This window comes from Janthinobacterium sp. OK676, from assembly GCF_900103595.1.
Taxonomy (GTDB): Bacteria; Pseudomonadota; Gammaproteobacteria; order Burkholderiales; family Burkholderiaceae_D; genus Janthinobacterium.
On the sequence record NZ_FNHA01000009.1, the window covers coordinates 17,224 to 41,724 of the forward strand.

General features: G+C 57.6%; 22 protein-coding genes and 1 pseudogene. 13 read left to right on the forward strand and 10 right to left on the reverse strand.

Translation table 11 applies throughout. From position 1 onward, the window contains the following. Positions 1 to 131: 131 nt before the first annotated feature. On the reverse strand, positions 132 to 464 hold the full coding sequence (locus tag BLU39_RS17830; protein WP_092715344.1) for a hypothetical protein: 333 nt from the start codon (positions 462 to 464) through the stop codon (positions 132 to 134). A gap of 389 nt (positions 465 to 853) precedes the next feature. Between BLU39_RS17830 and BLU39_RS17835 the strand changes: the two genes are divergently transcribed. Then, a complete protein-coding gene (locus BLU39_RS17835; protein ID WP_217635087.1) occupies positions 854 to 1,186 on the forward strand; it encodes a hypothetical protein in 333 nt (110 codons plus the stop codon). Positions 1,187 to 1,281: 95 nt separating this feature from the next. Here BLU39_RS17835 and BLU39_RS17840 read toward each other — a convergent pair whose 3' ends face one another. The 4 genes from BLU39_RS17840 to BLU39_RS17850 all read right to left on the reverse strand — a co-directional run bounded on the left by BLU39_RS17840 (position 1,282) and on the right by BLU39_RS17850 (position 5,249). Then, the gene (locus tag BLU39_RS17840) at positions 1,282 to 1,821 is read right to left on the reverse strand and encodes a hypothetical protein (protein WP_139178332.1); all 540 of its coding nucleotides are present in this window, start codon (positions 1,819 to 1,821) and stop codon (positions 1,282 to 1,284) included. A gap of 1,315 nt (positions 1,822 to 3,136) precedes the next feature. Then, positions 3,137 to 3,475: a hypothetical protein gene (locus BLU39_RS28260; protein ID WP_139178333.1), complete on the reverse strand. Its 339-nt coding sequence runs from the start codon at positions 3,473 to 3,475 to the stop codon at positions 3,137 to 3,139. After that, complete coding sequence (locus tag BLU39_RS17845; RefSeq protein WP_217635088.1) at positions 3,466 to 4,173, reverse strand: restriction endonuclease; 708 nt, start codon at positions 4,171 to 4,173, stop codon at positions 3,466 to 3,468. Before BLU39_RS17845 ends, BLU39_RS28260 begins: the two co-directional genes overlap by 10 nt. Then, positions 4,170 to 5,249, reverse strand: coding sequence for an integrase domain-containing protein (locus BLU39_RS17850; RefSeq protein ID WP_139178334.1), 1,080 nt, complete (start codon positions 5,247 to 5,249; stop codon positions 4,170 to 4,172). Before BLU39_RS17850 ends, BLU39_RS17845 begins: the two co-directional genes overlap by 4 nt. Before the next feature lie 1,205 nt (positions 5,250 to 6,454). On the opposite strand from BLU39_RS17850, the gene BLU39_RS17855 reads away from it, so the two are divergent. The 9 genes from BLU39_RS17855 to BLU39_RS17890 all read left to right on the forward strand — a co-directional run bounded on the left by BLU39_RS17855 (position 6,455) and on the right by BLU39_RS17890 (position 16,077). Next, positions 6,455 to 7,507 carry a PRTRC system protein D gene (locus BLU39_RS17855; protein WP_092715752.1) on the forward strand — a complete coding sequence of 351 codons (1,053 nt, stop codon included), beginning with the start codon at positions 6,455 to 6,457 and terminating at the stop codon, positions 7,505 to 7,507. Between the two features lie 3 nt (positions 7,508 to 7,510). Continuing rightward, complete coding sequence (locus BLU39_RS17860) at positions 7,511 to 7,792, forward strand: hypothetical protein (protein ID WP_092715352.1); 282 nt, start codon at positions 7,511 to 7,513, stop codon at positions 7,790 to 7,792. Between the two features lie 9 nt (positions 7,793 to 7,801). Continuing rightward, positions 7,802 to 8,254, forward strand: coding sequence for a hypothetical protein (locus BLU39_RS28265; protein WP_139178336.1), 453 nt, complete (start codon positions 7,802 to 7,804; stop codon positions 8,252 to 8,254). Continuing rightward, positions 8,251 to 8,808, forward strand: coding sequence for a PD-(D/E)XK nuclease family protein (locus BLU39_RS28270; protein WP_139178338.1), 558 nt, complete (start codon positions 8,251 to 8,253; stop codon positions 8,806 to 8,808). The genes BLU39_RS28265 and BLU39_RS28270 overlap by 4 nt, the downstream gene beginning before the upstream one ends. Positions 8,809 to 9,029: 221 nt before the next feature. After that, positions 9,030 to 9,470 (forward strand): tetratricopeptide repeat protein, encoded by a 441-nt coding sequence (locus tag BLU39_RS17875; RefSeq protein WP_092715358.1) that lies wholly within the window; start codon positions 9,030 to 9,032, stop codon positions 9,468 to 9,470. 270 nt (positions 9,471 to 9,740) lie between these two features. Then, on the forward strand, positions 9,741 to 10,298 hold the full coding sequence (locus BLU39_RS28275; RefSeq protein ID WP_139178340.1) for a hypothetical protein: 558 nt from the start codon (positions 9,741 to 9,743) through the stop codon (positions 10,296 to 10,298). 481 nt (positions 10,299 to 10,779) lie between these two features. Further along, positions 10,780 to 11,523: a translesion DNA synthesis-associated protein ImuA gene (gene imuA, locus BLU39_RS17880; protein WP_128143354.1), complete on the forward strand. Its 744-nt coding sequence runs from the start codon at positions 10,780 to 10,782 to the stop codon at positions 11,521 to 11,523. A 16-nt stretch (positions 11,524 to 11,539) separates the two neighbouring features. Continuing rightward, positions 11,540 to 12,925 carry a Y-family DNA polymerase gene (locus BLU39_RS17885; RefSeq protein WP_368087029.1) on the forward strand — a complete coding sequence of 462 codons (1,386 nt, stop codon included), beginning with the start codon at positions 11,540 to 11,542 and terminating at the stop codon, positions 12,923 to 12,925. A gap of 2 nt (positions 12,926 to 12,927) precedes the next feature. Then, positions 12,928 to 16,077, forward strand: a complete 3,150-nt coding sequence (locus tag BLU39_RS17890; protein WP_092715362.1) for an error-prone DNA polymerase — start codon at positions 12,928 to 12,930, stop codon at positions 16,075 to 16,077. Positions 16,078 to 16,517: 440 nt separating this feature from the next. On the opposite strand, the pseudogene BLU39_RS29260 reads toward BLU39_RS17890, so the two are convergent. The 3 genes and pseudogenes from BLU39_RS29260 to BLU39_RS17905 form a co-directional block, all read right to left on the reverse strand. Further along, positions 16,518 to 16,787, reverse strand: a pseudogene (locus BLU39_RS29260) (DUF2274 domain-containing protein). Between the two features lie 61 nt (positions 16,788 to 16,848). Beyond that, the gene (locus BLU39_RS17900) at positions 16,849 to 17,589 is read right to left on the reverse strand and encodes an SDR family NAD(P)-dependent oxidoreductase (RefSeq protein WP_092715365.1); all 741 of its coding nucleotides are present in this window, start codon (positions 17,587 to 17,589) and stop codon (positions 16,849 to 16,851) included. 20 nt (positions 17,590 to 17,609) lie between these two features. Then, positions 17,610 to 18,518, reverse strand: coding sequence for an NAD-dependent epimerase/dehydratase family protein (locus BLU39_RS17905; protein ID WP_092715367.1), 909 nt, complete (start codon positions 18,516 to 18,518; stop codon positions 17,610 to 17,612). Between the two features lie 89 nt (positions 18,519 to 18,607). Between BLU39_RS17905 and BLU39_RS17910 the strand changes: the two genes are divergently transcribed. Next, the gene (locus BLU39_RS17910; RefSeq protein ID WP_092715369.1) at positions 18,608 to 19,492 is read left to right on the forward strand and encodes a LysR family transcriptional regulator; all 885 of its coding nucleotides are present in this window, start codon (positions 18,608 to 18,610) and stop codon (positions 19,490 to 19,492) included. A gap of 957 nt (positions 19,493 to 20,449) precedes the next feature. On the opposite strand, the gene BLU39_RS17915 is transcribed toward BLU39_RS17910, so the two are convergent. Together BLU39_RS17915 and BLU39_RS28685 are read right to left on the reverse strand one after the other, a co-directional pair. Then, complete coding sequence (locus BLU39_RS17915; RefSeq protein WP_139178342.1) at positions 20,450 to 20,887, reverse strand: Fis family transcriptional regulator; 438 nt, start codon at positions 20,885 to 20,887, stop codon at positions 20,450 to 20,452. After that, positions 20,877 to 21,053, reverse strand: coding sequence for a hypothetical protein (locus BLU39_RS28685; RefSeq protein ID WP_157814844.1), 177 nt, complete (start codon positions 21,051 to 21,053; stop codon positions 20,877 to 20,879). Before BLU39_RS28685 ends, BLU39_RS17915 begins: the two co-directional genes overlap by 11 nt. Positions 21,054 to 21,291: 238 nt before the next feature. Between BLU39_RS28685 and BLU39_RS17920 the strand changes: the two genes are divergently transcribed. Continuing rightward, a complete protein-coding gene (locus tag BLU39_RS17920) occupies positions 21,292 to 22,989 on the forward strand; it encodes an aminotransferase class V-fold PLP-dependent enzyme (RefSeq protein ID WP_092715373.1) in 1,698 nt (565 codons plus the stop codon). Then, positions 22,986 to 24,368, forward strand: a complete 1,383-nt coding sequence (locus tag BLU39_RS17925) for an L-serine ammonia-lyase (RefSeq protein WP_092715376.1) — start codon at positions 22,986 to 22,988, stop codon at positions 24,366 to 24,368. Before BLU39_RS17920 ends, BLU39_RS17925 begins: the two co-directional genes overlap by 4 nt. Positions 24,369 to 24,501 lie beyond the last annotated feature (133 nt).

Sequence of the window (24,501 nt, forward strand, 5' to 3'; positions counted from 1 at the left end):
CGAAGTAGTCTTCGTAGCCTAGGTGCAGCGCTGCCTGAAATGCTTCCAGCTGCACCAACTCATCGCTGTCCGGACGCCACCTCTCGGCCGCCTCCATGTATTGCAAGACGACAGCAAGACCATGAGCCTCGTTAGCATCGTCCATCATCGCCTCCGTGAGGTTCTACCGCTTCGGCTGACTTCTGATGGCGCTGACGTTGCAACGCCCTTAACTGTTCAACACTGTCGCTGATAGCCGCCTGCGCAAACCCCATCAGCCAGGCATCCCGCAATCCGATCTCCTGGTTAAACAAGCGCGGCACCTGCTCATTGCCCCGCTTGTAGTCGTCATACCCCATCTCCTCAGCGCGATATAACATCACGCTCATCAGGTCGTGTCGACGCCGTTCATCGTAACGGATGTCAAGCGCACGGCAATACTCGTGATAAATCAAACTAATTGTTATGTTGATGACTTCGTTCATGACAATACTCCTCAGTGCAAATGCCCTGCGCCGTCTTCCGTAGCACCACCGTGTCCATAGCAAAGATCCTTTGCTGAACACAGGTGTCCTGTCGTCAGGTCGCAAAAGCAAATGCACGTCCTGTTTGTTCGAATAAACTGCGCGCCGTCCCGAGTGACCACGCGCGCCCCTGGAGGCAGTGCCTCTAATTGTTCAATGAGCGGGTCAACTTCTCCAGCCGCGCTGGTGTATGGACTCCCACTCCTCTTCCAGAGTAAATAATGATGTTTCATGATGTCCTCCATGCTTGAGAGAATTGAAATGTCCTGGGCAAGCGATGCCAGTACACGGCAGGGAACCTGGACGATGCCAGCTTGGCGTATGCTGGCGACTTGAAATCTGCTCAATCCATGCCTATCCTGAGCAACGGTATCGGCATAGAAAACCTTCTATGCCAAATCCAGGATCTGATGAGGGCCACGATTGGCAACAACATGCTGCAACTTGGCGTACATATCCGACTGACGGCGAGAGACGTGGAACGCTTGCGCTACGTCACTGGTTTTGAACCGGTGGGTATCAAAAGGCTCACCGATCTCGACGCTTACATCGCACAATGCAAACAGCATTTGCGGGGGCGTGCCGACGAGATGAGGTTGTTGCATAAGCTCATCGACGAAACGGTCGCCTCATGCCGCACATCGGCCGGCACAATACTTCACCGATCACCAGCTGGCTCCTAGTGCATCCAGGCATGATGCGGTTCCGAGACAGAAGGCTCACGATCATGAATCTTGGCAACGCGACCAGCGGCCGCTATGCCAGACTCGGTCGTGCATCAACGCGCCCTGCTGCCAGCGCGCGCTGTCGGACGACGAGATGCGCTCATACCGACCTGTTGCCCGGCGTCTGTTGCAGCGGTTTCACGCAATGGGCGAGCAATCCCTGGCGGTGAGACTTCCTCGCCCGCCGCGAACGGGCCGGCATCCCCAGATGCCAACCTGCCCAACTGAGCGGCTGCCTGATCCTCGCGTTCCGGCAAACAGGCCAACAGAACTGCTCCCATCGACCTGAACCACCTGCTCGTCCAACCGATCGGGCCGCCGAATACCATATGGATCGCCCAACGGATCCCAGCGCCAATCTTGCGCAGGCGTGCCTGACGCGCTTTTTCCCTTCGCAACACATGCTTACAACGCAAATACAGACCACTATGCTGCAATCGCATTTCACCGTTTTTTTCCAGATGCGCCACCAACTCGGCGGCAATCACTGGGTCTGCCGCGCGCCGATAAAGACTCGCCCAAACCCGCTCCTCCTCAATGTCGACCAAGGAGCGCCGTCGCTTCCCTGCCCTCGCCTCTGCTTCGTGATGCATGATGTCCTCCGCAAAAACAAAAGGGAACGCCGGCATCCTATCGGATGCTGGTGCTCCCTCGTCTACACACGTCCCGCGCCCTTTAACGAGCAAACGAGACAATCTTTTTAGCACTCTCCCTCATCTGGCAACGAATAACCGCATGCGGGGCAATCAATGCTCCAGTGCTGATTGATCGTGCCAGAGTCGGCGCTTTCCCAGCTGTGATACCTGGCCCGTTCATGCAAACATGCCGGGCACTCCGCTTCAAAGCGCTCATTGTCGAGTTCCATTCCGCCAGGCTCGACGCCCCTTCCAAATACACTGGTTCCCATGTTGGTCTCCTCAGCAGGTGCCTTGTCTGGAGTGTAAGTCACTCCGGGCAAGGCGCCGCATCAGCTGGGTTCGCCGCAACCAAAGCTTCGTCGCGATGTGAACAACACAGGCAAATAACGATCCTATGCCTGACCTCAGGTACGGGAACACACTGCCAGGATGACACTGATATGGCATCTGCGCGTACGCTGAAGCATGCGATATACGAGGGTCGCCTGAGCCTGCCCGCAGCAGTGCACACACAACATGCACCTCCCCGTTCACCTCACGTAACCCGGTGCCGCCAAGCAAAATGCAAAGCGGGTATGGCTGATCCTGTAGAAATTGTCGTTGGGACATGATAGCTCTCCAAAAAAAGAAGGCACCATGGCCCCGTATGGAGACCGCGATGCCCCACACACGAGAAGATATGCATGGCTATCGTCCAATACCGATAGTCAAGCGAAAAAAGGCCCGCCATTCCTAAGAACAGGGGCCTAATCTGAGAAGTAACGAGTGAACTGTACTTCCATGGCGCAAACGATCCTTTGCTTGCGCACATCAGCCTGACAAATGCCAGGCGAAGATCGGTTGCCGAAGCAACGTGTCGAGGTCTTACTCGACAGATGAATGACGGGTGACGACCGCAACGCTCACCACGTGAGTGGCAAGATCCTGCCATACATCCGCGATGGATGGGGCAGGAGCAATGTGAGAGCGATTCTCACAGAAAGCACTCTTATTTTTACAGTAGTTCTTGACGAATTCAAGCCGCACCGGGACGAAAGTTCACCGAAAATCGATCGTTCAAGGTTGCTCGATGCGTTCCCAGGCTACTCACCGATAGCGATCCGTACACAGTCGCCGGCTGCAGTCATCCGTCGGCAACCGGATGCCTGTCAACCCATAACTGCTGCGAAGAAGTGAGGAACGGTCAACTCACCTGCTGAAATAAATCCATGCTCCGAAGAAATTATCTGCCTCTAACCACCTGCTGCTTTGACAGGCACATCGTTCACTCTCAAATCTGGCTTGTCTGCAGCAGTCTAAAGCGCTCATGCACCAATTGATTAAAACAGCGCATGAATTTTCCCCCATCGTCACAAGTCACGATCACATGCTTTTCCAGGCGGCCACATCGCGAGACGCGCCGCGTGTCAGCAATCACGCATGATGTGTGACTAAAATTGCATATAACAAACGGCCGCCCCTCCACCGGCGCATCATAATAAGCTTGCGCCGCGAGGCGGGCATCGGCCACTTCGAGCCCCTTGCATCCGCTTTTCTCAATCACCGTGTAGGTGGATCCGGCTGTCCGGCATGCTCGCAACAACTGCTGGTCCCCCGCATTCAGTTCCATACGACGTCCTCCGCGCGCCTTCCCAGCACCAGTTTCACGAGACTAGCGCCGCTGACCAGCACCACTTTGCTTTTGGTCAGATGGGGATACACGGCTGCGCCACTGCGTCCGGTATGCAGAAATAGTCCCGCCCCGAAACCGTGATGGCAAATGGCCTCGCCAAAGGCCGCGACGTGGTGGTGATTCACATGGCCGCCGTAGCGCTTCGACTGCACCGCATACCAGCCCTGCCCCGGCAGCCACACCTTGCCGTCAATCCCGCCATCCCCGGAGTACCGCTGGTTGCGCAATACAAATAGCCCAGCGTCTTCCAGAGCCGAGAGCACCACCTCTTCGAACACCAGAGGATCCACACTGCGCAGATAAGCCAGGCACCGTGCCGCGTATCCCTCCCCCGTGAACTGCCGCACGGCCCGCAACACCGCGCGCGACTGCGCGATACGCCGGCGATGTTCAGTGAGTCGGCGCAACCGCACAGCATTGAGCAACTGCGACGCAGCGCGGACCAGCATGCCGCTCATACCGCGAGAACTGGCCAGAACGGCTTCATAGCGTTCGCGCGGCGGACGCGGCGCGCGCGAGCCCCCAGCTTTTCCCTCCTCGATTCGCGCTCTTCCATCATCACTGGCCACGGCGCGCTTGACCCATCGCGCACGCGGATTCCCTGCCGACCAACGCTGCCAATGTCCCCGTTTCATGATGCCGCTCCCATTAAATCCACTTCATCACTGCGCCGGCCCGCCGGCGAACCCAGATATGCATTGCTGATCTGCGGGCGATGGTGGCCCAGCTGTTCGGCCACCTGCCGATAAGCGTCCGCCATGACCTCACGATCGATTAACAGCTCGCCGCCCCGCACAGGCGGCTGCACCTGCGTGATATCAAAGTACAGATCACCGGCGAACTGGTGCCGCAAGCCGTGTGGCGTGACACCCAGGTCGTTCTTGGTCAGCCCTACTGAACGGACCACATTCGAAAACAGGTCCAGCGACTGTTTCAAGGACAGCCCAGGATGCCCGATATGCCCCCAGTCCTGCCGGGCTAAACAGCGTGCACGCGCCAGCGCTTGCCGTTGCTGGGCTGTACGCACTGCCGCGTAGCGCAGCCGGCCGCCCTTCGTCCCGCGCTTGATGCGCAAAAAGCTAATATAGTGATCGGATCGAGGATGTTGGGCCGGCAAGGCATACGCCGGTACTTCGGCGGCGCGCGGGCAAAACATGACGGCCTCCTTGCGGCGCAGGCCAAACGCGATCATCATCGCCAGCTGCCCTCCCACGTGGCTATCAACCGCATCGACGGCGGCAATGACCTCATCGACGGCAAGACCATGACTCTCCCACCCCTTGTCGATCAGCGCCCCGTAGGAGCGGCGTACCAGAGCCGGATCGTTCACATAGCTCTCGGCACTGCGCACCAGGCCCGGCTTGCCGATCCAGCTGGCGAAGACCCGGATAAAACTCATTTGCTGCTGAATGTAGGCCGCGCTGCAGGGGTATGCACGGCGCGGTATGGTCATCGGCATATCAAGTAGCACATCTGCCGGTAACGGCTGCGCCGTCCAGTACGCCATCAACGCGCGCACGTGCCGTTCCGCCAGGTTCTCCGGTATGGGTTTAAAACCCAATTTGCGCAGCAAAGCGAAAATGCGGTACAACCCCTGGCTGCGCGCCTCCCTGGTGCTATGCGAAATTCCTTTACCGATGCGGGCATGCCGCTCATTGAATGCGTCCAGCAACGCATCGAGCTGCCCCCTCCATTGTGTGTTGTGGGTCATGACTTCTCCCTCCTGATACTCAAGGATTGTCGACTTGGCATGCTGCACTGTCTGGCACGCATGCCCCCGGTGTGGCCATTTAGTGGCATCGGCGCCTGGCCTGCTGCGCCGACGAGGGAGATATGTTCTATCTATTCCAACGCGCTGCCCCTATCTCAGCGTCGATGGCGGATTTTCTATTTGCCCGAAGGCGCGGTGTCTTAAAAATGCTCATGCGAATAACCAGCGAATTTCTCCTTCTGTGTTAGTCCCCGCGTCTTGCGCGAGCAGTGCGGCGCTGGCGCCACAAAGACATTTAGGTGCCCCGGCCACTCTCAATTGAACCAGGACCTTGCCCCTCTTCCCTCACGGTCATCCCACCAGCCCTACCACCAGGCTGCTTCGTGATTGCGCACTAACCAGGTTGATCGAAGCTTCTTCGGCAACGTCACAACAAGGCACCGCGATAGGCTCTTCGTACAGCAGGAAGATTGAATAGGTGATAAATCACTCTCCTGCGGTTCGCGGCCGCAGGCGATACATCGACACTACCAGGATCGTAAATTAGCGACGGAGCGCCGCAAGGCCCTCTCCGATTTGACAAGCGTCTCTTGACGAGAAATCACGCGCGAGCAGTTACCCCCGGCAGGGGCAGCCCGACCTACTTCTTCACTGACATACCACTCAACTCGACCGCAGGGCGCGGCCGATCAACTTCGCTTCGATAGACAGGTAACGACTGCAACGGCATACCACGCTTGCCAGCGCCACATTCGGAACGCGATGTTCCTGGAAGTGGGTCCAGACAGTCGTCACAGAATATGATCAGTTTTTTCGAATGTCAAGCCGATTTTCGGCGCTGAAAATTTGTGATTGAGGTCGAATTTATTTGGTAAGTGCCTCTGGCGAGGATTTCTCCCTATGAAGAACGCCGCGTGGCCATTCCTCTGATTGTAAATGGTTTTGAACATCGGAACGGACTGAGCCAAGTACACAGATGAGCGACGAAAATACGTCCGCGATGCGGCGCAATTCCAGCGCAGATCCGATGCGATTTCACGCCGACATGCACCAGTATAGCCGCGCCGCAGCGCGACTCCAGTCGTTCCCCAGCACGTCTGGATTGGCACTCATTACAAATTCTGGCAAAAAATCAGGGCTTTTCCCATGGAGTACGTACCGCCCCACTATTACTGTTGATCACTTGCAGCAATCAGGAGAACGAAGTGGAACCCATCGTGCGGGCCGTGGACATTGGCCGAGGAAATACCAAATTCATTGCGACGGTCAGCGCCGGTGAGGTGCGCTGCGCGATGTTTCCCTCGCAGGCCCACCCATGTGAAACGATCTATGAGCAGGAAACCTGGGGAACAAAACGCCGTACCGTCTGCGTCCCGGTCGACGATTTGAACTATGAGGTCGGGCCAGACGCTCACCTGGCTTCCGACATCTTCAATGCCAATGTGCTGCAGCACGACAGCTACAGTGCAACGCCCGAATATCTGGCTTTGCTACTGGGTGCACTGCATTACATGCGTCTGGACCGGATCGATCTCCTGGTACTTGGCCTACCCGTGGCCACCTATAAGCTCAAGAAGCAGGTGGCGGCGTTGGAACGCCGCGTGACCGGTGAACACACCCTGGCGGAAGGCAGAAAGATCACGATCGCGCGCGTCAAAGCAATTGCGCAGCCATCCGGAGCCTTGATGTACTGCGGGCTGACCCATGGGCGCCTTGCCCAGATGCGCAAGGAGCGCAATCTGATCATCGATCCAGGTCGGCGGACGTTTGATTGGCTCGTGACGCAAGGTATGCAGCAAATTGACAAGCGCAGCCACTCGGTACCGCGTGGCATGTTTGACGTGCTCCACTCGATCATCGAAGGAATCAGCCGAGCCACCGGCTCTCATTACCGGGAATACGACGCGATCGATTTGGCGCTGCGGACGGGAAAGAAACCGGTCATCTTTCAAAAAGAGTACGACATCGCCCAACACCTGCCGCTCGCGCAGAAAATCCCGGAGCAGGCTGTCGCCGAGATGCTGCACTACGTGGGCGACGCTGCCGACATCAAAAATATTATTCTGGTCGGCGGTGGCGCCTTCTTCTATCGAAAAGCACTGAAAACCGCATTCCCGCATCACGAGCTGCAGGAACTCAAGGATCCGATCTTTGCCAACGTCAAAGGTTTTCAGTTTGCTGGAACAGAACTGGCCAAGCAGGCGGACGCTGCATCGGCACGGACAGATGGCACAGAGCCGCTAGACACGGCGACTTAAATCATGGGCACACCCATCACTATCCGTTTGAGTGTAGAGCTGGAGCGCGCGGACAACCCTCCCCTGTATGACGATCTCATCAGGTTTCCTAAGGGACCGCGCCGCGTGAATCGTCTGCGCACGCTGGCCTATGCCGGGCTGGTAGTACAGCAATCCGGGCAGACCACGTCGACCATGGAAGCACCGTGCCTCAGCAAACCAAATTCTGAACCAAACACGCCGAATCAAGACACCGTCGCCGCGTTGGCATCGATGGAGCTTTTTGGCCCATCAAGAAGCGAATAGGAGTAATCCATGGAAAACGAAGAGCTACCGCGTATCAGTGCTAGCCAACTGGCCGAAATGGGGTTCTGCGAACGCAAGATCGTTTTGGCCGACAGGTTTGGCCCACGCTGCTCGCCCGAACGCGAACAGGCACGGGCCTATGGAGAGCTTCAACACGTGAGGTTCTTCATCGAAACATTGGATTTGAATACCGCGCCGTTTGCGCCAATTGGCCTGAGAGAGCGCTCCGCTATCGAGGCCAACAGTTTACCTAGACGCCCGACCAAACTCTACAGTTGGTTGAACAAGGTATTGCCAAGAAGCCTATCGGCGGTGCGCAACATGCGCGTTCAAATGGGGAAATCCGTTCGAACGGTTTTTTTGAGACTGCGCCAACAACGGTGCTGGTCGCGACATCGACAAGTGCTACAAAGGCGCCAAGCGCGCCTTCGCCTTGTCACACGCATTCATGAAAAAAAATGAACACTTCGACTTATCTATCGATACTCTGGCATGTGAGTTGGGTGCTTCTGTTGCTCTGTGTTGTACGTGGCGTGCGAAGGCATGCCACGTGTCGAACGCGCCCCAGCTGGTTCCCGAACGAATTGCGTTACGCCAGCCTGGCTTACGCAGAGCAAACTTTCTCAATCGACCACCCCATCAAACTCCTGGCGCGTGTTGATCGAGTCTATCGCAACAAAGGAAGACTCACGTTAATGGAATACAAAATCCGAAGTGTGGAGCGCGTGTTCATGTCGGACGTGATCGAACTTTCGGTCCAAAAGATGGTTCTGGAATTGGCAAGCGGCGCCAAGGTGAACGAGTATGGATTTGTCGTTGTTGAGCACCCTGAGATACCTGGGCGTAGAGCCATCAAGGTTTTCTTGCTTAATCACAAACAAATCACGGCATTTTATCACCGCAGAATCGCTTTATTGAGCCAAACGATTTCAGCCGATCACGCGGAATCAATATCGCAGTGTCGCCGATGTGAATTCTTGAAGGAATGCAAAAAGTATCCTGAAAGTACGGTATAGGCCATATGGTGCTCAGAGAATACCCTCTGTGAATGTCCCACGTGATAATGCTTTCACTGGACAGTCAGAGTTTCTTGCGAGCGATAATAAATGGTATGAACTGCGATTTACTGATATGGCGCATAAAGAAGATGCGACAGCCTGGCTTTCTCCAAGAGGTCTCGTATTATGAACTCGATGACCGGAACCGGGCGCTTGAACAGCAGCAAAAGGGAAACTGAATGGACTTACCTTCCAATGTAAGCAAGCAGATCGACTTGCTATCAGAAATGGGCAATGACCTGGCCGATCAAGGCGAATTCAGCCAAGCAGCGGAGAGATGGACGCAGGCCCTTGATCTGCTCCCTGCACCACAGGCTAAGTGGGAAGCGTATACCTGGCTGAAAGCCTCCATTGGCGATGCGCTCCACCACCTTGCTGATTTTTCTGCGGCGCGCGAGGCATTATTCGATGCGCTAAATGGTCCTGATGGCCAAGAGAACCCGTTTGTGCATTATCGCCTTGCGCAGACGGAATTGGCCTTGAAAAATGAAGAAGCTGGTATCGCGGAATGGCTCAAGGCGTACATGCTCGACGGTGAAGATATCTTTACAGAAGAAGAGGATGGGTACATTTTTTTGCAAAAACTTCGGGATGCCGGACTGGTCAGCTCGCAAACATAGTGGATTGTGTCGAGGTGCAAAATGCGTAAAGTTCTGATGATCGTCATCGTCATCTTACTAGCGGGCATTGCAGGATTGTTGGCAATGGACCGCTACGACAAGCACGTGGAAAAGCAAAGGCAGAAAGCGTTCGACGAAAAGTTTTTGCAATAGTAAATCGGTGAAGGCACGGCCTGCAGCAGATCGGGCGACACACACTTAGACCATGGAGCCGAAAATATCGGTGACTTTGGAAGTGGGAAATATTACCGCTCTGAATACGGAGATATTGTGAAATTCATTAATATCGCTTGGATTGAAATCATCGCACTAAATATCGTGGCTTGCGCCGAATTTGTTCAATCACTCAATGGCTTGTTAAAGATCGACACCAATATAGCTGCGCCTTCCCACATACGCCAAGGCAATTTATATCCCAATAGAATTTCAGCCACCACTTACTCCAAAGAATCAGGATGCACGGTACTGCCGATTCATAAAAGTAGCGTCGATGTTGATACGCTTTATGGACGCGCAATGACCCGTTTCGGATTTAAGTCGCCTGAACAGATCACGTTTTACCGAAAAACGGTTGATCGAACTTACTTGGTTGATCAGGGATACAAGCATGAAAAGCAAAGCGGCGCCTTTTACCATTTAGCTCAAACTGTCTCGTCAGGTACACCTGGAAAATCAGGGGCAATGTGGCTCGATCTGACATTTGCTAAAAGTGGTTCTGGCAGTGACGTTACTGCCGAATTTTGCATCGATCCAGATGATCCAGTAATGTCCAGCAACAACATCCGCCAACAAATAAGTGCTCGAATCCAAGAGATTTTCGGCACCTGACGAGGTGCCAGCAGTGCGGGACTCGCACACCCGCCCGCTCCAGGCCTAGGTGAATCACACGTTCTTGGTTGCGCTGTATTGTCTATCTATGCAAGCTTCCAGGCGAGAACATTTGAGGTGAATCGCCACCAGTAGCTGAGACTTTCCTTATTCATAGTTTTTGGAAGTTGTAAAACCGATGGATCGTGCTATGGGCCTGGGTGTTCTGCCAAATACCTGGTGTGCGATCTCGTGGCTGCCTGATCTGACGACGAAATTGGCGTTGACCTGGTTATTCATCTGCCCTGCAGAGACTACCGTCGCGCTCAAGCAAACGATGCTTGAGCTTCGGCGATCCTCTTGACTCTTTCGTGCCATCACAACCGTTAGTTTTAACAATTCAAGAAATTCATGGACCTTGCAGTTTTTGACGTCCTCAGCATATACTGTATTTATGTACAGTAGTTTTGAGAATGATCCACAACCTCGCAAGCCAGCCACCATGCTTTCACCTTCCCTTCAACGTAGCAGCCCTACCACACTGGCCAATAGTGCCTTGCTGCGTGACGTCTGGCGGGCTAGTGAGCTGAGTCGAGGAACAACCAGCACTGTTACTACCGGTCACAGCGTCTTGGATCACGAACTTCCGGGCAACGGTTGGCCGCAATCGACCTTCACGGAGTTGCTAGTTCAGCAAGCGGGTATCGGGGAAATGCACTTGTTGCGGCCAGTGCTGGCACAACTATCGCAACATCGTCGGATCGCCCTGGTGCAGCCGCCGTACTTGCCCAACTCCGCCGCCTGCAAATTCATGGACCTGAGTTGCCCGAACCTGCTCTGGATACGCGCCCCTAGCACCGCAGATGCTCTCTGGTCCACCGAGCAGATCCTGCGCAATGGCAGCTGCGGCGCGGTGCTGTTGTGGCAAGCCAATATTCGCGACGAGGCACTGCGGCGCCTCAATCTGGCGGCGCAGACAACCGAAACGTTCTTCTGGCTGGTCCGGCCGATGAGCGCAGCGGCCGATGCCTCACCTGCACCATTGCGCTTGGCGTTGCGCCCCGCCGCTGGTGGCATTTCCGCTCACATCATCAAACGGCGTGGCCCACATCATGAGGCGCCACTCTTTATCCCGCTGGCAGACATGCCGGCACGTCAACGATTTTTGGACGATCAAAATGCGGTTCTGGTTCAGCGTACACCTCCCACTGTTGCCTCTCGAATGCCTCAGGCCGCGCTGGTGTGAGCCGGGGCCGTATGCGGTGGTCGAGAAAGGCCGCATCATCACCGTCTCGCAGCAAGCCTTTGCCGAAGGCGTGCGCGTCGGCATGCGCCCTGGCGGTGTAGCGGCCGTCTCGCCGGATAGCGTCATCCTGGAGCGTAATCTTGAGCGTGAATTGATCACCAGCAATGCCATCGCGCTCGCCCTCCTCCAGTTCACCCCGGAAGTGGCGCATGCCGGCGACTTCAGCCTGTTATTGGACGTGACTGCCAGCTTGCGCCTGTTTAACGGGCGAGCCGCCATCAGCCGGCGCATTCGCGCTGCCCTGCAAGCGCTTGGGGTGACCGCGCAGCTCGGCACGGCGCCGACGGCCATGGGGGCCTGGCTGCTGTCGCGCTGGCAGCCGGCCAAACGCCAGATCATTGTGCGGCGCACGGTGCACATGCGCTCACTCGAGCGCCAGCTCGACCGCATGCCCTGCGCCTATCTGCCCAGCACGGCGAATCACCTCGAATGGCTAACGGACATTGGTGCCGATCATCTGGCGGCGCTACGGCGCCTGCCCCGCCCTGGCATCCAGCGCAGGATGAACAAGCACGTGCTCGATGAACTCGACCGCGCCTATGGACTCGCTCCTGAACTGTTTGAATGGATCGCCATTCCCGAGACTTTTTCAGCGCGCATCGAAACTTTTGACCGGATCGAACACGCCGATGCCCTGCTGGACGGCGCCACGGGCCTGCTGCAGCAATTTGTCGGCTGGCTGGTCGCGCGCCAGCAGGCCGTGAGTGTTTTTGTTCTGCTGCTGGAGCACGAGCGCGGCAAGACCGCGATCCCGCCCACGCCGATCGAGATCGGATTGGCGGAGCCGACCTGGCGCGACGCACACCTGATACGGCTACTGAAGGAGCGCCTGGCGCGCACGGAACTGGTTGCCCCGGTCATCGCCCTGCGCCTGGAAGCGCGACTGCTCACGGCGATGGCGCCGCCGACGCAAGACCTGTTTCCCGAGCCGGGCGGCAGCCCCGCCGACTATAAGCGCCTATTGGAATTACTCAGCGCCCGTCTTGGCAGCGACAACGTCCTCTCGCCTGTCGAGCATCACGACCATCGGCCGGAGGAAAGCAATGCCTGGGCTGCTGCCACCGAGAAGCGCAAGGCGCTCAACGCCGAGGATGAGGCGTTTGAGCGCCCGTTCTGGCTGCTACCCAAACCCATCCCGCTGCTGCTGCGCGGCGAACGTCCCTTCTATGGTTCCCCACTAAAAATGCTCAAGGGGCCGGAACGCATTGAGGCCGGCTGGTGGAATGATCAAATCGCTGCCCGCGACTATTACATCGCGCAAGGAAGCGACGCGACCTGCTACTGGATCTACCTGGAACGTGTCGTTGACGGCCGCTGGTACCTGCACGGCATGTTCGGCTGATCATGGACAAACCACTCGCTCCCACGCTGCCCGACTATGCCGAGCTGCAGTGCATGAGCCATTACTCCTTCCTGCACGGCGCCTCTCCGCCCGATCAATTGGTGGCGCGCGCGGCCCAGCTGGGCTACCAGGCCATCGCCATGGCCGACGAATGTTCCCTGGCCGGTGTGGTCAAGGCGCATGTGGCCGCGCGGGAGTGGAACATCCATCTCATCATTGGCAGCCAAATGAAAGTGACACCGGAAGACGGCACCCCGCCCTTCACGGTGCTGATCCTGGCCATGGACCGCGACGGCTACGGCAACCTGAGCGAACTCATTACCGCTGCGCGCACGCGCGCCGACAAGGGAAGTTACCTGGTGTGGCCACGCGACATCGCCAACCCCACCGCCCCTCTCGTCCACTTAAAAGGGTTGCCTGGCTGCCAGCTCATTCTGTGCCCCACATATAACGCCCCCTATGAAGAGATCGAGCGGCAAGCCGAATGGCTGGTGCGCAGCGCACCGGGCCGCACGCGCGTCGCTTTGACGTTGCACCACCGCGCGCAGGATGATCGGCACCGCGCCATGGTCGAAGCCATCGGCGCCGAATTCAGTTTACCTGTCGTCGCCACGGGCGATGTCGTCATGCATCTACGCTCGATGAAAATCATCCAGGACACCATGACCGCGATTCGTCTGAATACGCCGGTGGCGCAGTGCGGCTATCAGCTGGCCTCGAATGCCGAAGCGCATCTACGCTCGCGTTTGCGGCTGGGTAACCTGTATCCGCGCGACGCCCTCGATGAAACCCTGCGCGTGGCCCAGCGCTGCACCTTTTCGCTCGATGAACTACGCTATGAATATCCAGGCGAGATCGTGCCGGAGGGGCAGACCCCGGCCAGCTACCTGCGCGAGCAGGCGTATATCGGCGCGCACTGGCGCTACCCGCACGCCATTCCGGACAACGTGCAGGCACAGCTGGAATATGAGCTGGAACTGATCGGCGACATGCAATATGAACCCTATTTTTTGACGGTATTCGACATCGTGCGCTTCGCCCGCTCGCAAAAAATCCTCTGCCAGGGGCGCGGATCGGCGGCGAATTCGGCTGTCTGCTACTGCCTTGGCATCACCGAGGTCGATCCCTCGCGCGGCACCCTCCTCTTCGAGCGGTTTATCTCACGCGAGCGCGATGAACCGCCCGACATCGATGTCGACTTCGAACACCAGCGGCGCGAGGAGGTGATTCAATACATCTATCGCAAGTATGGCCGCATGCGGGCCGCCCTGACGGCAGTCGTCATTTCCTATCGCCCGCGCAGTGTCCTACGCGATGTGGGGCGCGCGCTGGGCGTCGATTTATCGGTGGTCGACAAGGTGGCCAAAGCCTCGCATAGCTGGGGTGGGCGGGCCGACCTGCAGCAGCGCCTTACCACTTGCGGACTCGATCCGCACTCCCCCATCGCCGAAAAATGGGCGGCAATTGCCGAGCGCCTGATGCGTTTTCCACGTCATCTCTCCCAGCATCCGGGCGGCTTCGTCATTTCACGCGGCCCCCTCTCCCGCCTGGTGCCCATTGAAAACGCCGCCATGCCCGAGCGCACCGTGATTCAATGGGATAAGGATGACATCGATGAGCTGGGTCTCCTAAAAATCGACATCCTGGCGCTGGGCATGCTGTCGTGTATCGCCCGCGCACTGACTTTGATCTCGGAGCAGCGTGGCGAGCGTTTTGAACTGGGCGATATGCCCCACGAGGATGCCGCCACGTACCAGATGATCTCTCAAGCGGACACCATCGGCGTATTTCAGATCGAATCGCGGGCGCAGATGTCGATGCTGCCGCGCATGCAGCCACGCGAATTCTATGATCTGGTCATTGAGGTGGCCATCATCCGGCCAGGCCCCATCCAGGGCGGCATGATCAATCCGTATTTGCGCCGGCGCCAGGGCCTGGAAGCAGTGACCTATCCGAGCCCGGAGATCGAGGCGGTGCTGCGGCGCACGCTCGGGGTGCCGATCTTTCAGGAGCAGGTCATGTCGATTGCCATGACGGCGGCGGGTTTTACGGCCGGTGAAGCCGATCGCCTGCGCCGCGCCATGGCCGCCTGGAAAAGAAAAGGTGGCCTGGAACAGTTCGAAGATCAACTCATGAGCGGCATGGCCGAGCGAGGCTACAGCATCGAGTTTGCTACGTCGATTGTTGGCCAGATACGCGGCTTTGCCGAATACGGTTTTCCGGAATCCCATGCGCACAGCTTTGCCCTGCTGGCCTACGCCAGCAGCTGGCTCAAGTGCCATCATCCCGCCGAGTTCCTGGCCGCCCTGCTCAACAGCCAGCCGATGGGTTTTTATAGCCGCTCCTCCCTGGTGCAGGACGCGCGCCGACATGACGTCGAGGTAAGACCCATTGATGTCTGCGCGAGCGGATGGGAAGCATCCCTGGAGCCGGTGGCAAACGGCAGACTGGCGGTACGCCTTGGTCTCAATAATATCAATGGAATGATGCGAGAGGCGGCCTGGCGTATTGAAGAGGCCCGCGCCGCGGCACCATTCAAGAACACGCGCGATGTTGCCATGCGCGCGCAACTCGATGCGGGGGATATGAAGGCGCTGGCGTCGGCCAACGCCCTGGTAGCGCTGACGGGCAACCGCCGCATGGCCATGTGGGATGCTGCGGCGAGCGTGCCGGAGCGGGATTTGATGCGCGCGACGACCATTGCCGAACCCCTGCTGGAGCTGGCGCCACCGACGGAAGCCGATGACATCGTGGCGGACTACCGTCATGTCGGCCTGACACTGGGCCGCCATCCACTTGCGCTCTTGCGTGAACGGCTCAATAAAATGCGCTTTGTACCGTCGGACATCCTGAACACCTTCAGCGATGGCCAGCTGGCCAGGGGCTGCGGCATAGTCACGGTAAGACAGCGGCCGGAAACGGCCAAGGGGGTGATCTTCCTCACCCTGGAAGATGAATTTGGCACCATCAACATTATTGTCTGGCCCACGCTGGTGGAGAAGCAGCGTGCCGAACTGATGAATGCCTCACTCTTGGGGGTGTACGGTATCTGGCAATCGAAGAGTGGCGTGCGCAACCTGATTGCCAAGCGACTGGTGGATTGCTCGCATTTGCTCGGTCAGCTTGATACGAAGAGCCGGAACTTTCACTAACGAGTTTCCTTTCGCAATTAATTATGGCAACAAAGTGCCTACAGCAATCGTAGCGATTCATTAAGCCCGAATCGTCCATCCGCAAGGTGAGGTTCATCTCGCCGCGCAGCCCACGTCGTGGGCGAAGGGTAAGGTCGGAGGCCTTCCAAGGCTGCGCCTCATTCATATTCCCGCCGGCGGAGCTATACGAAGGTATATCAACGCTGGAGCGCGACTTGAACAAAGGACAGCAGGCTATACAAGACAACAGTTAGACCGAATTGAGGTGGCTTTCAGGGGCTTCCGGCTTTGCGAGGAGCATCGCGGTACACAGCCTCATCGCGTCATGGCGGCAGTAAAGCAATCGTCGAGGCATTATCTCACCGCCTCTCTTTAGCGCTGAAAGCGAACGCGCATCCTTGGGCTGCGCGTTGGTCATGCGGCCGATGGCCGAAGCGTCGTCAGCCAGGTTTCGGGAGCGGGGCCTTGGCCCCGCCGCTTTTCCTGAATCTCCGATCTCCCGCCATGAACGCCTCAAGCATGTAAAGGATCAGCGTGATCGCATCGACCACCTCGCCGTAGGTCTACGCGTGCAGCGCGGCATAGCGGTCGAGATCGGTCTTGGGGCTGGCCGGCAGTGGAGACTGTTCAATATGCAGTCGCTCCGCTGCGCGAGCGAAATGCAGCTCATCGGCGACCGCGATGAAGCATCGTAAGTGGTGCAATTCCATGCGTCATCGCGTCCCCGTCCTAAGCCACGAGCTGCAGCGTTTGTATAGCCCCCCCTCCTCTTCACAGCCGCATCAGGCCACCGTCGACCACCAATGTCTGCCCTGTAACGAAGCGCGCATCTTCGCCGGTGAGGAAGGCCACGGGGCCGGCGATGTCAGCGGGCGTACCGAGCCGCTTGATCGCCTGCATCATGTAAACCTGCGCTTTCTGCTCGTTCGGCATGCCGCTCGCACCTTCCGTGTCGGTGATGCCAGGATGAACGGCGTTAACGATGATGTTGTCAGCCGCGAGCTCATTGGCGAGCGCGCGGACGAGACCTACCACACCCATCTTCGAGGTGATGTAGTGAGAAAATCCCATTCCGGGCGGGGTCACCATACCAACCGCGTCGGAACCCACGGCGACGATTGCCCCGCCCCCAGCCTTGCGCATCAGCGGCACGATCGCTCGGGCGCCGATCACATGGGCGTCGAGGTTCACAGCCATCACGCGGCGCCATTCGTCCTGCGTCATCTGGTCAAGCCCTGTGATCGGGTAAATGCCGGCCGCATGCACGAGGACGTCGGCACGGCCGAATTCTTGCTCTACCTTGGCAGCAACCCGCGCCCAGTCGGCCTCACTCGTCACGTCGGCCGCGATGGCTATCGCGCCATTGCCGATCTGAGCAGCTTCCTCCGCAGCATCTTGGCGATTGACGAGGATGACTTTCGCCCCGCGCTGGGCCAAAAGTTTGGCGATGCCGTACCTGATACCCTGCTTGCCGCCAGTGATGATGGCGACCTTGTTTTCATGTGTCTTCATAGATTTGCTCCTTGGTTAAATTAAGGGTTTGCGAGCGCACGCAGCCGTGGCTCGCCTACCTGCGACAGAAAATCGAATTGGGTGGGCTGCCAGCCTAGATCGGATCGTGTCCGTGGATCGCGCGAGCGGCTGCATGCTGATAGCAGTAGCGCCCCGAATGGGCCGAATACCTCGGTCGCCTCCTCCATCGTCAGGCTGCGCGTTTTGACACCTAGGTCACGCGCCACGGCCTCGGCAATCCAGCGGTATGGGATTTCCCCGGCAGCGGCGTGGTACAGCGCGCCAGACTGCCCGCGTTCAATCCCAAGCGCAAACAGCTGCGCCAGATCGGCGCTGTGCACGTTGGAATAGGCGGCGAGTCCGGCACCGATGTAGCAGGCGGCGCCGGTGATCGCAACCGAGCGGTACACGCTCGCGACAGGGCCATTGTCGCCCGGTCCCCAAATCACAGGGGGCCGTATCACCATGCTTCGCAGGCCATGCTCGGCTGCTGCGCGGACAATGGCCTCTGCCTCCACCCGAGGAAGTGCCAGTGGCTCCGGCACAAAGGGGTCGTCTTCGGCAAAGCTGTCCGGACTCCACGCGCCGCCCGTGCGTTGCATGAAAACGCCGCTGCCCGACAAGAAGATGAACGTCTTGCCGCTTCCTGCGAGCGCTTCGCAGAGCGTCCGGAGGATGACCGGCTCGTGTTCGAAGGCGACCTGGGCGGCGTAGATTGTCACCTCTGCTGAACGTGCCGCAGCAAGCACGGGTGCGACGTTGGCGTCAAGATCGCCGCGAATTACAGAAATACCAATAGTTCTTAGGGCAGCTTCGGCGCTATCAGTTCGCGCGAGCCCTAAGACTCGTTGCCCATCCGCCAAGAAGTGCCTTGCTAGCGTGCTTCCAACAAATCCCGAAGCACCAATGATGAAGATATTTTGTGACATGAATGGCTCCTTTGTTTGTAGCGTAGGGCCTATCGATATCTCTGAAAAGCCTATATTATTAGATACCAACCATACAAGGAATAGATACTTTGCTGAATGGCATTTCCCTGGACTACCTGCGAACCTTCGTCGCTGCCGCAGACCACGGCAGCTTTTCGGCTGCTGGTCGCGTAATCGGGCGTGCGCAGTCAGTGGTAAGTCAAACCATCGCCAGTTTGGAGGGACAGCTCGGAGTAGCGTTGTTTGAGAGAGTCGGCCGCTACCCTAAATTGACGCCTCAGGGAACGAACCTGTTGTCCGATGCGCGCCGCGTTGTAACGGGTGCCGATGCGCTGACAGCCAAGGCACGTAGCTTCTCCGCCGGTCTAGAGCCCGAACTGTCCATCGTCGTCGATGTCATGTTTCCGCAGCGGTGCTTTACCGATGCACTCGGCAGCTTCAAACAGCACTTCCCATCCACGCCGCTCAGGCTCCATGTCGAAGCTCTGGGCCGCGTTGCGGAGCTTGTACTCAATGGTCAGTGCAGCCTCGGCATCACCGGGACGCTGCCGTTTCTACCACCAGGGCTTGCAGCTGAACGACTATTCAGCGAGGAGATGGTGACGGTGGTGGCGCCGGGATCGCCCTTGGCTGGCAGACAAGGCCCCATTGCATTTAGGGAACTGTCGGACGAAACACAGCTCGTGCTGACCGATCGCTCCTCTCTGACCAGCGGGGTGGACTACGGCGTGCAAGGCAAGAACATCTGGCGGCTTGCTGATCTTGGTGCGAAGCATGCTTTCTTGCGGGCTGGCCTCGGATGGGGTCACATGCCGCGCTGGCTCATCAGTGAAGATTTAAAGGAAGGCAGTCTTGTACGCATTGAGTTGGAAGGCCCGTCGGCAGGCTTATTGCCTTTCCAAGCTACCTATCTAAGTGATCGACTGCCCGGTCCCGCTGGCAGGTGGTTGTTAGAGCGATTCCAGCCGACTTAGCTTCGCATAGCGCCCACTGGCAAGCATGACTCTGCGCCGATAGATGCCGAAAACCCGCTGCCCATCCGTCACTGGCTTAAGAAAATCGAGGTTCAACAATGAAACTTCATGCATCGCGCATTTTGTGTGGCGACGCTACGTTAGCCCTGCTCCAACACTCCCCCGGCTTGCTAAAAAAGGGCCTGAGGCTGGCCAGGCTGCAGTCCGGCATCGAGGCTATGGCAATCAGAACAATCGATCGGCACAAAGCAGGAAGGCCAATCAACTTTTGAATGGAGCGGGTCGTATTGAGGCCGCGCAGGTTCGTATGCTCGGTGATGGTGTACATGGCGACGCATGGATTGTATGTGATTGTGATCTTGGTTGTCCAAAGACCCGTTCCACTTGTTGATTCACCTAGGGAATAAAATGGACGCCCCCCTCCTGACGCAGGCAATGCTGATAAGGCAAGCAGGTCGAAATTAGAAAAAGGAAGGATCCCTGCGGGCCTACGGCGTAAAAGCGCCTAAAGTGGAAGTGTAGAAACTCTACAGGTTTACCGGAGGATCCATCATGATAAATGCTACTACTAAAACCGTGCCGTGGAGTATCAAGGGCAGCAACCGGCCATCGGTAGCTGCGGCCTGGGCTTTCTTCCGACCGAATTTCCTTTTACGCCCCACTGAACCAGTGTCAATCTAGCGCCAGGCGCCGACGCCGATGGGCGCTCCTTGCAACACGCCGATGCAGTGAGACCGTCAGCGTGGTTGCCTGTGCGCGGCGCATGCAATCGGTGCCACCGGCACGGTGCACCGGCTGTTTACCGTGCCATTCAGGCGCTAACGCGGCAAGCGCCGCCTGCGTCCCGTGGCGGCGGCGAACTCAATAGGTATTCAATACTATTCTTTTCAATTCTGATAAAAAATCATAGTGCTACACCGGTCAGCTATCGACGCCAGCGCGTCTTTAACGCAGACCCTACCTGTCAAGCTTATCCGCCGCGTAGGAAAATGCCTTCAACGGAGCCGTGCACAATTGCCGGTCGTGGTAGATCAACAGGCCAGCAAAGGCAACGTACGCTTCGCCAGATAACCGGTAGCAGCCTTCGCTGCCATTATGCAAAGCCTGCGTCGCCAATGCCTCATACTCTTCGATTGCACGCGGCATGGTATGACCGTAGCCAAGTTCCTGCAGGATCGCGCTGGCTAGCGCGACTCGCATTATCAATTGCAGGGAAAACAATGACCCGGCGCCGACATACAAGGACGCTAGCTGCGCATGATGTTGCAGCGATAGTCGGCTGCATGTGGCTTGCGGCAAGGGCTGGAATTCGAGCCACTCCTTCTGTGATGTCGAAAACGCACCACGCAGCAGCAAGGTGAGGCGTTTACGTCCAGGCGCGTGGTCAGAATGCATGAGGCAAACCAGATTTCGCGCAGGCAGTCACGGCGATGGCGATCAACTTACGGCGCGACGCCGATAATGCACTGCCGTTCAAAAGATCGACAGTGGTAGCGACGAAGGGAGGATTGATCGCGCCGAAACCTTTCGGAGCGTCGAACGACATTGGTTTGCTGGTCATCGATGCGCCTAGTGCCGATAAAAGCGGAATCGTAATGCATTTTTGGTGCAAGTCGGCAGTACGGAAAACAGTTAATCACGCCGCTGTACTGGTGAAGGATTCAGGTCAAAAATGCCGCGTCGGAAAAAATATTTCTATACTACTTTGGCGCACTTTAAAGCATATACATTCCTTATTATTCAATTTTCATAGATAGTTTAGAACATAAATTCCAAATGTCTGGCGTACCATAACCAGCATGAAAACCGATATCTACCTCGACAGTAACGCCACCACCGACACCCTCCCCGCCGCCCGCGAAGCGGCGAATCGCGCGATGGGGGACACGTATGGCAATCCCAGCAGTACTCACTCAGCCGGGTTGCGGGCGCGAGCAATTTTGAATGACACGCGAGCGCGCGCTTGTCGCCTGCTCGGTGTCGGCAGCGGCGCACTGATGTTCAACAGTGGCGCCACCGAAGGCATTCAAACGGCCGTTTTGTCCGCACTGTGCTCGCTGCGCGAGCAGCGAGCTCGCGGCGAGCGCACCGGCTCGATTCTTGTGTATGGCGCGACTGAACACAAGGCCGTTCCCGAGAGTCTGAAGCATTGGAATCGCGTGCTTGGATTACATCTGGAAATACATGCCCTGCCCGTCAATGGCTGCGGCATGCACAATCTCGCTGAACTCCGAGCGCTTGCGGCTGATGCGGCGCTCGTGTGCACGATGGCCGCCAATAACGAGACAGGCGCCGTGTCCGACCTTGAAGGCATCGCCGCTGCGCTATCTGGCGGCAATGCCCTTTGGCTGGTGGACTGCGTCCAGGCACTGGGCAAGATATCACTGCATCTATCATCGACGCGTATCGATTACGCACCGTTTTCAGGACACAAGCTGTATGCACCAAAAGGCGTGGGAATGTTATACGTGCGCGCAGACGCACCGTTCACACCCTTGATCATTGGAGGCGGCCAGGAAAACGGCATGCGCTCCGGAACTGAAAATATGCCAGGTATCGCGGCACTTGGAGCAGTGCTTGCAGAGCTGGAAGAAGGCGGTTCATTTCGCAGTTGCGCCCAGTTAGAACAGGCCCGAGAGAAATTGATCGCCAGCCTGTCGCGCGCATTTCCAGACCTAATGATCAACACGCCGCTCGATCAATCTCTACCGACGACCTTGAATGTCACGGTGCCAAGTATTGACAGCGGCACCCTGCTTGATGTCTTCGACGCTGCCGGCATACGTATTTCAGCGGGCAGCGCCTGCTCTGCTGCAAAAGCGCTGCCCTCCTATGTACTGAAGGCGATGGGATTGCCCGATTGGCGCAGCAGCAATGCAGTACGCATCTCGATCGGCGCGGCGACCGACGACGTCACCATCGACGCCGCCTGCTCGCGTATCGAGCAATGTGCCGCTGCACTGCGCATAGCATTCGACGACGGTGCCCACGCAGACGGCATCGTTCGAAACGGGGCCACCTGCCTCGATGATCACCTGCCGCATGCAGACGCCGTTACAGCACCGGGCGGTGTCGCCAATAAAGTCGAGCCGGCGGGCTATACAACGAAGGCGCAGGAGCAGGCCCCGCATGCAAAGGTGGACCCGTCCTTGCAGATCGGTGCCGCTGCTTTGCCAGATTTCCTAAAGCTGCACGTAGGCACCGTCATCGTCGACGTGCGCGACCCGGTCGAGCACGCAGTAAGCAGATTGCCGACGAGCCTGTCGAGTGCCTTGAATATTCCACTGTCACGCCTGGCCGAGGCGGTGCCAAGCTGGCTGGCGCTACCAGAAAGGCCTCCGATCTTGTTCTTTTGCCGTAGCGGAAACCGCAGTACAGCCGCTGGAGTCTTGCTGCGCCAACTCAGTTACGCCTCCGCGTTCTCGCTCGATGGCGGCCTGGCACTGGCGGCCCACTTACTCGACGCCACCAATAAAACAGATGGGGACCCGGCATGAACATGAGCATATTCGACTTGTTCAAGATTGGCGTGGGGCCATCAAGTTCGCACACGGTGGGTCCAATGATTGCGGCACGACGCTTTCTGCTCGAATGCGATGTGCTCGATCAAGCGGTGGCCGTTGAGGTTCATTTGTATGGTTCGCTTGCCTTGACAGGTGTTGGTCACGGGACCGATCACGCGGTCATTCTCGGGCTGATGGGCGAAGCGCCCGAAACGCTCGATCCTGCGACAGTCAGCACAAAGCTGTCGCAAGTCGCAGCGTCGGGCCGCATCACCCTATTGGGCCTCAGACGTGTGCCATTTACTGCCGAAAGCGGATTGCTTTGGCACAAGACGACCTCTTTGCCCGAACACCCCAACGGCATGCGTTTCGTTCTTCACTTGGCCGATGGCAAGGTGACCGCGCGCACTTATTACTCAGTGGGTGGCGGGTTCGTCACGATGGCAGGCGAACAGCAGAGCGCGACGAAACAAGACGGTATGTTACCTTTCCCATTTGCTACGATGTCCGACCTGCTTAAGCTCGGCAAAACGCATGGCATGTCGATCGCCTCCATGCTGCGCGCCAACGAACTGGTGCGCTTCGGCCATGCTGAACTCGATGCTGGCCTTGACCGAATCTGGCACACGATGCGTGATTGCATCGCACGCGGCCTGGAGAACGAAGGAGAATTACCAGGCGGGTTACGAGTCAAACGCCGCGCCGCGCGCTTGTTCAAGGACGCGCACATCGGCGCTAGCGTGCGCCGCAACGAGTTGCCCCACGACGCCACTTATCACGTGACGCTTTACGCTATGGCAGTCAACGAAGAAAATGCCGCGGGTGGCAGGGTGGTGACGGCGCCAACAAACGGGGCTGCCGGCATTATTCCGGCAGTGTTACGCTATTACGCCGAAGACTGCCGTCCTTGCGATGCGGACACCGGCATCCGCGTTTTCCTGCTGGCTGCTTCGGCAGTCGGCATGCTCTGTAAGAGAAATGCCTCAATTTCAGGTGCCGAAGTGGGCTGTCAAGGTGAGGTCGGGGTTGCCTGCGCCATGGCGGCCGCCGGCCTGGTGGCTGCGCTTGGCGGCACCAATGAGCAGGTCGAAAACGCTGCTGAAATCGGTATGGAACACCACCTTGGCATGACTTGCGATCCGATCGGCGGTCTCGTGCAGATACCCTGTATAGAGCGAAACGGCATGGGAGCAATCAAGGCCATTACTGCCGCCTCCCTGGCATTGCGGGGCGACGGTAATCACTTTGTCAGCCTTGACCAGGTCATCGAAACAATGCGTCAGACCGGCGCAGACATGCAAGCAAAGTACAAGGAAACGTCTCTCGGCGGCCTGGCGGTGCATGTCATTACCGTCAACCATACGGCCTGCTGAGGCATCAACCTTGCATTAAAAATGCGTTCCATGTATCGCGCTGGAGGATGGCCTGTCCGGTACAAAATCAGATGTCGAACCACAGGAGCACCGTATGCCACGAGGTCGGCTCTCATGGGCCGCCAAAATTTTT